This window comes from Hydrocoleum sp. CS-953 (assembly GCF_002260545.1).
Taxonomy (GTDB): domain Bacteria; phylum Cyanobacteriota; class Cyanobacteriia; order Cyanobacteriales; family Microcoleaceae; genus Trichodesmium.
Genome location: NZ_LGSU01001310.1, coordinates 1 through 9731, shown reverse-complemented (window position 1 = coordinate 9731; position 9731 = coordinate 1). Strand labels below are relative to the sequence as shown.

General features: G+C 39.2%; 10 protein-coding genes and 2 pseudogenes. 4 read left to right on the top strand and 8 right to left on the bottom strand.

Annotated elements, in window-relative coordinates:
* Positions 1-41: 41 nt before the first annotated feature.
* The 4 genes and pseudogenes from AFK68_RS23845 to AFK68_RS23830 all read left to right on the top strand — a co-directional run.
* Positions 42-461 (top strand): annotated as a pseudogene (locus AFK68_RS23845) (flavoprotein); the annotation flags it as partial.
* A 1-nt stretch (position 462) separates the two neighbouring features.
* Positions 463-1473: bifunctional phosphopantothenoylcysteine decarboxylase/phosphopantothenate--cysteine ligase CoaBC (gene coaBC, locus AFK68_RS23840; protein WP_094675647.1), on the top strand; the 1011-nt coding region annotated here is incomplete at its 5' end.
* 18 nt (positions 1474-1491) lie between these two features.
* Positions 1492-1719: phosphopantothenoylcysteine decarboxylase (locus AFK68_RS23835; RefSeq protein ID WP_305778151.1), on the top strand; the 228-nt coding region annotated here is incomplete at its 5' end.
* Between the two features lie 684 nt (positions 1720-2403).
* Positions 2404-3033, top strand: a complete 630-nt coding sequence (locus AFK68_RS23830; protein ID WP_143438184.1) for a hypothetical protein — start codon at positions 2404-2406, stop codon at positions 3031-3033.
* Positions 3034-3573: 540 nt separating this feature from the next.
* Here AFK68_RS23830 and arsJ read toward each other — a convergent pair.
* The 8 genes and pseudogenes from arsJ to arsB form a co-directional block, all read right to left on the bottom strand.
* Positions 3574-4830: an organoarsenical effux MFS transporter ArsJ gene (gene arsJ, locus AFK68_RS23825; protein WP_094675643.1), complete on the bottom strand. Its 1257-nt coding sequence runs from the start codon at positions 4828-4830 to the stop codon at positions 3574-3576.
* Positions 4831-4982: 152 nt separating this feature from the next.
* Entirely contained in the window at positions 4983-5249 is a 267-nt protein-coding gene (locus AFK68_RS23820) for a hypothetical protein (protein ID WP_246844409.1), read from the bottom strand.
* A 7-nt stretch (positions 5250-5256) separates the two neighbouring features.
* Positions 5257-6267, bottom strand: a complete 1011-nt coding sequence (locus AFK68_RS23815; RefSeq protein WP_094675641.1) for an ArsJ-associated glyceraldehyde-3-phosphate dehydrogenase — start codon at positions 6265-6267, stop codon at positions 5257-5259.
* 406 nt (positions 6268-6673) lie between these two features.
* Positions 6674-7081 (bottom strand): arsenate reductase, glutathione/glutaredoxin type, encoded by a 408-nt coding sequence (gene arsC, locus AFK68_RS23810; protein WP_256386640.1) that lies wholly within the window; start codon positions 7079-7081, stop codon positions 6674-6676.
* A gap of 19 nt (positions 7082-7100) precedes the next feature.
* Positions 7101-7288: pseudogene (locus AFK68_RS23805) on the bottom strand (ArsC family transcriptional regulator); the annotation flags it as partial.
* A 37-nt stretch (positions 7289-7325) separates the two neighbouring features.
* Complete coding sequence (locus tag AFK68_RS23800) at positions 7326-7769, bottom strand: ArsI/CadI family heavy metal resistance metalloenzyme (protein WP_094672301.1); 444 nt, start codon at positions 7767-7769, stop codon at positions 7326-7328.
* Between the two features lie 141 nt (positions 7770-7910).
* Positions 7911-8360: a dual specificity protein phosphatase family protein gene (locus tag AFK68_RS23795; protein WP_094672302.1), complete on the bottom strand. Its 450-nt coding sequence runs from the start codon at positions 8358-8360 to the stop codon at positions 7911-7913.
* Positions 8361-8517: 157 nt separating this feature from the next.
* Positions 8518-9669, bottom strand: a complete 1152-nt coding sequence (gene arsB / locus AFK68_RS23790) for an ACR3 family arsenite efflux transporter (protein ID WP_094672303.1) — start codon at positions 9667-9669, stop codon at positions 8518-8520.
* Positions 9670-9731 lie beyond the last annotated feature (62 nt).

Sequence of the window (9731 nt, the reverse complement as noted above, 5' to 3'; positions counted from 1 at the left end):
TCCCCCACTCCCTTACTCCCCTACTCCCTCTTTAAAATATTATGAGTAGAAAAGTTTTAATTGGTATTTGTGGTGGTATTGCAGCTTATAAAGTTTGTGAAGTAGTCTCTACTTTAGTAAAATCTGGACTTGAAGTTAGAGCAATTTTGACAGATGCTGCTCAACAATTTATTACACCTCTAACTCTATCTACTCTCTGTCGTTATCCCGCTTATACAGACCAAGATTTTTGGCAACCTTCTCACGGACGTCCGCTGCATATTCAGTTAGGAGAATGGGCAGAAATAATAGTTCTTGCTCCCCTCACAGCAAATACTTTAGCAAAATTAGTCTATGGTTTTGCAGATAATTTGCTGACTAATACCATTTTGGCTTCTAGTTGCCCCATTTTATTAGCCCCCGCGATGAATACTGATATGTGGGAACAAACAGCAGTACAACGAAATTGGCAACAAGTATTGNCCGCTGCATATTCAGTTAGGAGAATGGGCAGAAATAATAGTTCTTGCTCCCCTCACAGCAAATACTTTAGCAAAATTAGTCTATGGTTTTGCAGATAATTTGCTGACTAATACCATTTTGGCTTCTAGTTGCCCCATTTTATTAGCCCCCGCGATGAATACTGATATGTGGGAACAAACAGCAGTACAACGAAATTGGCAACAAGTATTGACAGAAAAAAGATATTATGGTATACATCCTGGTTCTGGAATATTAGCTTGCGATCGCGTTGGTCAAGGTCGAATGGCCGAACCCAAGGAAATAGTCACAAATATAAAATCTTTATTATATACAGCAGGTAAAAGAGATTTAGCAGGTAAGAAAATATTAATTAGTGCCGGGGGAACGCGGGAACATTTAGATCCTGTGAGATTTATTGGTAATCCTTCCACGGGTAAAATGGGAATAGCTTTAGCTCAGGCAGCATTGCATCGAGGAGCAAATGTAACTTTCGTGCATAGTATTTCAGGAGAGTTGCTGTTGTCGGGGGTAAAAATTATAGAAGTAGTAAGTGCTGCTCAGATGCAGCAAGCAATGTTAGCTAATTTTGCCGAAGCAGATATAATTGTAATGAGCGCTGCAGTCGCAGATGTCAAACCTGCTGAATATAGTAGTGAGAAATTGCCGAAGCGATCGCTACCAAATTCATTACCTTTGACACCAGTACCAGATATTGTGGCAGAGTTGGGAAAATTAAAGCAGTCTCACCAATATTTAATAGGTTTTGCAGCACAGACTGGAGATATTGTTGCCCCTGCGTTGGAAAAATTGCGGGTGAAAAATTTAGATGCTATTGTTGCTAACCCTATAGATCGTGAAGGTGCCGGTTTTGGTAGTAATACAAATCAGGGAATTTTTCTGGATGCGGGAGGTAGGCAGTTAGATATTCCCTCTTGTAGTAAATTAGAAATGGCGCATCATTTGTGGGATTTTGCCATTTCAGTTATCAGTTATCAGTTATCAGTCCAGTAGGGTGCGTTAGACAGCTTNATTGTTGCCCCTGCGTTGGAAAAATTGCGGGTGAAAAATTTAGATGCTATTGTTGCTAACCCTATAGATCGTGAAGGTGCCGGTTTTGGTAGTAATACAAATCAGGGAATTTTTCTGGATGCGGGAGGTAGGCAGTTAGATATTCCCTCTTGTAGTAAATTAGAAATGGCGCATCATTTGTGGGATTTTGCCATTTCAGTTATCAGTTATCAGTTATCAGTCCAGTAGGGTGCGTTAGACAGCTTAAATTCAGACTATGAAAAGTATTTAGCAATCTGTCGTAACGCACCATTTTAGCGGAACCCACCCTATTCAGTTATCAGTTATCAGTCTAGTAGGGTGCGTTAGACAGCTTAAATTCAGACTATGAAAAGTATTTAGCAATCTGTCGTAACGCACCATTTTAGTTGTGCCAGTCCTAAGAAGTGTGTTTTGCTGCACAACATGAAAAGCAGGGCTAAGTAGAGCGTAACACAAATTTTTTGTACCAAATTAAGCGTATTTGATATTACTTCTACACCTACGAATTGGTGCGTTACGCTATCGCTAACGACACCCTACTGAACTAACAACTATCGTAGAAAATACGCAGTCGTGATGAAAACTAATTTGCTGGTTGCGGAAAATGCGTAGAAATGAAGAATATTTGCAAATTCCGTGTTTTCACTATTGACAGTTAAAAATATGAGAGATAGATTAAATATGTATAGACAAAAGAAAAAGAAAACCGGAGCAATACCCCGGACTTGACCGGAATCATCAGATGACGCCCGAATCATCAGACGCCCCGCCCGACGGACAAGACGAGACGCCAGAAGAATCAGACGCCACCAACCAAGAATCCCATACCGGAAAGCCCGAGACTGTTCCCAGTTCTTCCCGGCAAAAACCCAAAAAGGAAACTAAAAAAAGGTGGAAACAACAATGCAATACAAAACCTTTACCAAATTCGCAACAAAAGCTGCACAATTCACAGCTACTCTTACTAGCGCTGCCTTACTAGCTAGCACTGCTTTTGTGTCTGAAGCATCAGCGTTGACTCTACGCAAAACTGATGATGGTCGTGTAATAGGAATTGATGGTCTTGAGGTAGAAGGGGTATTATATGATGTGCAATTAGTCCAGGGAACTTTTTCGGAGGTCTTTGGTGGCTCTTTAGACTTCGAGGGGTATGACGAGGCCCAGAAAGCCTGGAAATCACTATCGGAGGCGCTGGGCGATGATCAGTACACAGTGAACAGCACTGGTCAATATGGTGACATGAAAATGGACGTGTTCTGGCTCCCCTATGAACTACAAGGCAACCGCGCGTACTCAATATTAGATGCCAAATGGAATGATTTGTCTTCCGAAACTCCGACTATTATGTCGCATGATCGGGATAATTATGTGTTTGATCTATATCAAAATGCTGGAGTGTGGGCGAAATTCCAAGAAGTGGAGCGGGAAGAACCTGAAGCCACTCCTGAACCAAGCCTAATATTAGGTTTGATCACACTAGGCGGTTTACTGCTAGGTAGCAAAATAAAGACTAAAGACTAAAAGGAAGAAGAGAGGGAAATTTACCCTTCTCTTTTTTTTCTCGACGATACCTGGCACATTTCAGTTATCAGTTATCAGTGCGAAATTAACGTTACAAAAATTGTAGGGGCGGGTTTCACCAAAAATATTGTTGTAACTGATTGATTTATCGATCGCCCGCCCTGCTTTCAACCAAATTTTAGGTGTAATGGTGATATTGATATAACCCGGAATGGGGGCGGGTTTATTTAATTTGACGGTACTGCCGATAAATTGCGTGTGGAACCCGCCCCTAGGTTTGTGGCAAAATTGAATGCGCGTTGGGGGGCGGGTTTATTTAATTTAACGTTAATGCCGATAAATTGCGTGTGGAACCCGCCCCTACATTTGTGGAAAAATTGAATACGCGTTGGGGGCGGGTTTATTTAATTTGACGCTACTGCCGATGAATTTGGTGTGGAACCCGCCCCTACGTTTGTTGATTCTCTTTCATTCTGTCTCCTGACTCCTGAGTCCTGTGTCCTAACTACTGATAACTGATAACTGATAACTGATAACTGATTAATCTCCCCCACCAGCTTTCCAAGCAATAGCTTGACTCGGTTGAGGATCGGGTAATTTCAGAGAAACTAAAGCTGCTGCTAACACAAACAACATTGATACCCACAAACACCCAACTAAACCAAATATCTGATAAACTAACCCAGATAAAACTGTACCTGCAAGACGACCACCAGAATTAGCCATATAATAGAAGCCAACATTTAAAGCTACTTTGTCATCATCGGTAAATGCTAATACCAGGTAGGAATGAACAGCAGAATTAAAAGCAAACACTACACCGAACAACATCAAACCACCAACAATAACTAAATTAGCAGGTAAACCTAATTGTAACGCCAGAGCGATCGCGCAGGGAACAGCAGTTAATGTAAATGTCCAAAATTGGATAGTTTTTGATTGTGGTGGCTCACCGGAACCAAATTTCTTTATAAGTGTCGGTGCTAAAGATTGAATTATACCATAACCAATCACCCAACAAGCCATAAATCCACCAACTTGATAAAACGACCATCCCAAAACACTTTGCAAGAAAACAGGTAATCCCACCACAAACCAAACATCTCGCGAACCAAATAAAAAGAAACGGGCAGCAGAAAGAATATTAATTTCCTGACTTTTAGAAAAAAGTTGTTTAAATTTCACCTTCTGCTTAATTTTGCCCATCCCCTGTGGCAACATCAAACCAGTAAACATAATCAAAAACAACCCTCCTGCCATTATCCAGAGAGCATTGACAAATCCAAATAACGTCAGCAGCGCACTACCTACAAAAAAACCAACACCTTTAAGAGCATTCTTGGAACCAGTTAACACTGCCACCCACTTAAATAAAGATGATTGAGCATCCTGGGGAACAACTAAGCGAATAGCACTTTTAGAACTCATTTTTGTTAAGTCTTTAGCAATTCCAGAAAATGCTTGTGCTACCATCACATAAAATACTGCCAACCATTGCGCCCAACTTTGGTCTACATAAGAAAGCATAATTAGGGCGAAAACCTGTAACCCAATACCAGTATACAGAGTCACTTTTAATCCAAATTGAGAACCGATCCAACCGCCGAAAAAATTCGCGAAGATGCCAAAAATTTCATAAAATAAGAATAAAGATGCAATTTCTAGGGGAGTGTAGCCAATTTTATGAAAGTAGAGTAGCACCAACATTCGTAAAGCACCATCAGTAATGGTGAAACCCCAGTAAGCAAGGGTGACTAGGGCATAATTTTTTATACTAGCACTTGTAGTAGAAGCCATGATTTTTATTATTCTAAAATTCTATTAAATTAAATTCAAAAAAGTTAATTATGTTCTGTTGAATGCTTAAGAATTAAGCTAGTAGTTGCGCTTTAGCGCTAAAGCGCAACTACAAACCAAGACTTTTGATATCGATTCAGATAACCAAAACCCTACAGACTCAAAGCTACTTTTCGAGCTAACTCTACCATACGGTTAGCATAACCCCATTCATTGTCATACCAAGCCAAAATTTTCACTTGGGTTTCGTCTACTACAATTGTTGAGAGAGCATCAATAATAGAAGAGCGAGGATCATCTTTATAGTCAACGGAAACTAAAGGACGTTCTTCATAACCCAAAATTCCTTTCAGTGGTTCTTGTTTTGAAGCAGTTTCCAATAAACTGTTAATTTCTCCTACTGTGGTAGGGCGAACCACTTCAAANCTACAGACTCAAAGCTACTTTTCGAGCTAACTCTACCATACGGTTAGCATAACCCCATTCATTGTCATACCAAGCCAAAATTTTCACTTGGGTTTCGTCTACTACAATTGTTGAGAGAGCATCAATAATAGAAGAGCGAGGATCATCTTTATAGTCAACGGAAACTAAAGGACGTTCTTCATAACCCAAAATTCCTTTCAGTGGTTCTTGTTTTGAAGCAGTTTCCAATAAACTGTTAATTTCTCCTACTGTGGTAGGGCGAACCACTTCAAATACACAGTCTGTCAAAGAAGCATTCAACAAAGGAACTCGTACTGCTAAACCATTCAACTTACCGTTAAGCTCTGGATAAATTAGTCCGATCGCTGTTGCCGATCCGGTTGTAGTAGGAATCAGTGAAAGACTTGTAGCTCTGGCACGACGCAAATCTTTATGAGGTGCATCAACAATAATCTGAGTATTCGTATTGTCATGGATAGTAGTAATAACTCCATGTTTAATTCCTAATCCTTCGTGAATTACTTTTACTACTGGAGCTAAACAGTTAGTAGTACAAGAAGCTGCTGTGAGTAAATTGTGTTTTTCAGGTTCATAGAGATGATCGTTGACACCCATGACTACATTTAAAGCTTCTTCTTTAACTGGTGCTGCCACAATCACCTTTTTGACACCATGCTCAAAGTAAGGTTCGAGGGTGCTTTTAGTCCTAAACTTGCCAGAACATTCCAACACAATATCAACACCAAATTTTTCCCAAGGTACTTCACCTGGTTGAGAATAGTCACTGAAACTGAGAGGTTTACCATCAATTATTACTTGCTCCTCTCCTGCTTCAACTTCCGGCAACCACCTGCCATGTACAGAATCAAACTTGAGTAAATGTGCTGCTGCTGCCGTACCTCCTTTAATTTCATTAATGTGAACAAACTCTAGTTCCGGCCATCCCCAAGCCGCACGGAGTCCTAACCTTCCCATGCGACCAAATCCATTTATTCCTATGCGTATTGCCATATTTTTTCCTCCTTTAAAGGGTGTTTTAACAACTAAAATTTATGAAAATAACCTACTAGACTGACATAACTAATTTTGTGCGTTAGATTTTGGGGCGGGTTGATTTCATCTAATGCTTAAATTCATTAATTTAACGTGGAACCCGCCCCTACTATTGCAATATTGTAGGTGTGTCAGTATACTACAAGTTTTGGTAAATCTGCCTGCACTTGCATAAAAATTTCCGGTTTTTCTTGAAACTGTTCCATTGGAGTTTTGTTCAAACATTTCTACTCATTTTAAGACGCAGGAACATCAATAAATATTCTACCTGTTGTTTTACTTGCTCTCGAGCTTGACGAAAGGTCTCAACNCACTTGCATAAAAATTTCCGGTTTTTCTTGAAACTGTTCCATTGGAGTTTTGTTCAAACATTTCTACTCATTTTAAGACGCAGGAACATCAATAAATATTCTACCTGTTGTTTTACTTGCTCTCGAGCTTGACGAAAGGTCTCAACAGAATTGCCTTCAGGATCAGAAACTTCCCACTCCTGAAATTCCTGAACCATTAGCCATTCTACAGGTAACATAGATCCACAACCACACATAGAAGCAACAACATCAAAATCTTGAGAGTTGAAACTATCTATTCTTTTAGAAGTTTGCTGACAAATATCAATTCCAACTTCAGATATAACCTGAATGGTGAGTGGATGAACTGAACTCTCTTCTAAGCCTGCACTTACAAAAGTAAATTTTCCATCTGGATCTAGACTATGAGCAAATGCTTCTGCCATTTGGGAACGGGCAGAATTTTTCCGGCACACAAACATTACTCGTTTCATTTTCTTNTCTATTCTTTTAGAAGTTTGCTGACAAATATCAATTCCAACTTCAGATATAACCTGAATGGTGAGTGGATGAACTGAACTCTCTTCTAAGCCTGCACTTACAAAAGTAAATTTTCCATCTGGATCTAGACTATGAGCAAATGCTTCTGCCATTTGGGAACGGGCAGAATTTTTCCGGCACACAAACATTACTCGTTTCATTTTCTTGTTTCATAACCATTGAATTTTATTGACAACAAGTGGATGCTTCTAAATTTGACTCAACACTAACAACTAGATTTTTTTCTGGTGCAGTATCTCCCACTTTCACCACAAACACTTCCCAACGGTTGCCATCGGGATCTGTAACCCAAACTTTATCTTGAATTGCATAACAGCAGTCTGTATTATGTTCCTCAAATATTAATAATCCAGAAATCTTAAATCTCTCAATTGCTGCTGCTACTTCCTGGGAAGTTTCTACCTGTATTCCCAAGTGGTCTAATTTTCCACCTGGTTGCACATTTTCCCCTAAGTTAAGAGTAAGATTTAGTGGTGGGTTAGCAATATCAAATTTTGCGTAATCAGATTTATACTTAACTGGTGCAACTCCAAACAAAGCTTGATAAAATTCAACCGAGTTTTCTAGGTTGGATGCTGTTAGAGCAATATGAGTTTTGAGAATAGACATTTTTTTATTCCTTTAATTCAACGATTTTAGCACTTACGGAAAGAAACCCGGTTTCTAGGGTAAATCATTGTTTTGATCAATAGACGTCTAGGATAAACCCGGTTTCTGGGTTCGCCTGCGTAAGTCCTAGATTTAAACAACTTAATTTTTGGCTAAATCTTGCAAAAAGGTACTTTGAGATTCCCGTAAATCAATTTCTGGATTTGCTGTTAAAATAATCTCCATTGTCTTCTCATAGGATGATCCAGAATTAATCAAATACCCGGCAAGAGCAGTAGCTGTTCGTCTTTTGCCATTGGTGCAATGAATTGCAACTGCATGATTTTGACTATCAATGAAATCCTGTAATTTTTGAACTTGTTCTTTACTTGGTGCAGTTCCTCCTTTTATTGGTAACCATAGATGAGGTAAGTTAGCTTGCTCATAAAGTTCTAAATTAGAAGGGTCGTCCATTACAGAGACTATTGCTCCAATACCTAATCTTTGTAATTCTGGCAACTCTTCTTCTGTTGGTTTGCGCACTCCTGCTAGTTTACCTGGAATTACCCACCACAAGTTTTCTGCTATCGGTTGAGTTGTTTGTTCTTCCATTGTTAGTTTTCCTTTTCTTGATATTCAGTTACATCTGTAACACAGGCATCTTGCCTGTCTAGGTATATGTAACACAGGTATCTTGCCTGTAAAACACAAATGCCACACGCGCTAATGAAATACCCTGCCGGAAGGATGAGCAAGCAAGATGCTTGAGTTACTGAGACTTACAACAACGGGGGTCAATTAATGTAGCTTTTTCTGGTTCGCGAGGAAACCAAAAAGCTGTACGTTGACAAACTTCCACCAACATCAACATTACTGGTACTTCTATTAATACTCCCACTACCGTTGCTAATGCAGCTCCAGAATTTAAGCCAAATAGAGTCACCGCAGTGGCGATCGCTACTTCAAAATGATTACTTGCTCCAATTAAAGCAGCAGGTGCAGCATCTTCGTAATGTAAATTCATTTTCAAAGCTGCTACATAAGCAATCAAGAAAATAAAGTTAGTCTGGATAAATAGTGGTACTGCTATTAATAATATATGAAATGGATTTTCTACAATTAATTCACCCTTAAAAGCAAATAACAAAACTAAAGTTATCAATAATGCAGCAGTAGAAACAGGACTTAAATATTTGAGAAACTTACGTTCAAACCAAGCTTTTCCTTTATATTTAAAAATCCAGTAACGACTATACATTCCAGCAGCTAGAGGAAAGCCCACATAAATTAGCACTGATAAAACAATAGTTTCCCAAGGCACAGTTAAGTTATTTGCTGACAACAACCATCGCCCAAGTGGAGCATACAAAAACAACATTGTCAAGGAATTAATTGCCACCATTACTAATGTGTGACCCTGGTTACTGTAGGAAAGATAACCCCACATTAATACCATTGCCGTACAAGGTGCGATACCTAGTAATATTGTGCCAGCAATGTAAGAGTCGGCAATAGCTACTTCTGTACCGCGCAATATTTCTGTACCTGTTAGCAGCGAGCGAAATAACCAACCCAGAAAAAATTGGGCAAATGCTACCATTGTAAAAGGTTTAATTGCCCAATTTACAACTAATGTTAAGATTACAGGTTTAGGGGCGCGGGCAGCATTTTTAGCTTGGGTAAAGTCTATTTTCACCATGATCGGATACATCATAAAAAATAGACATATAGCAATGGGGATAGATACTTGATAAATGCTCATAGCATCTAATGTTTTTGCCACACCAGGAAATATTTTACCCAAAGCTATACCTGCAAAAATGCACAATGCTACCCAAACAGTCAGATATTTTTCAAAGAAACTCAGTTTACCACCTGCTTGCACAGCAGATGTATTAACTTGGGGTAAATTTGTAGTCATAATTTGTACAATTAATATTCTGTTCGTTTCGTGAGAACTTCATAAATAGTTAAATTGAGCTG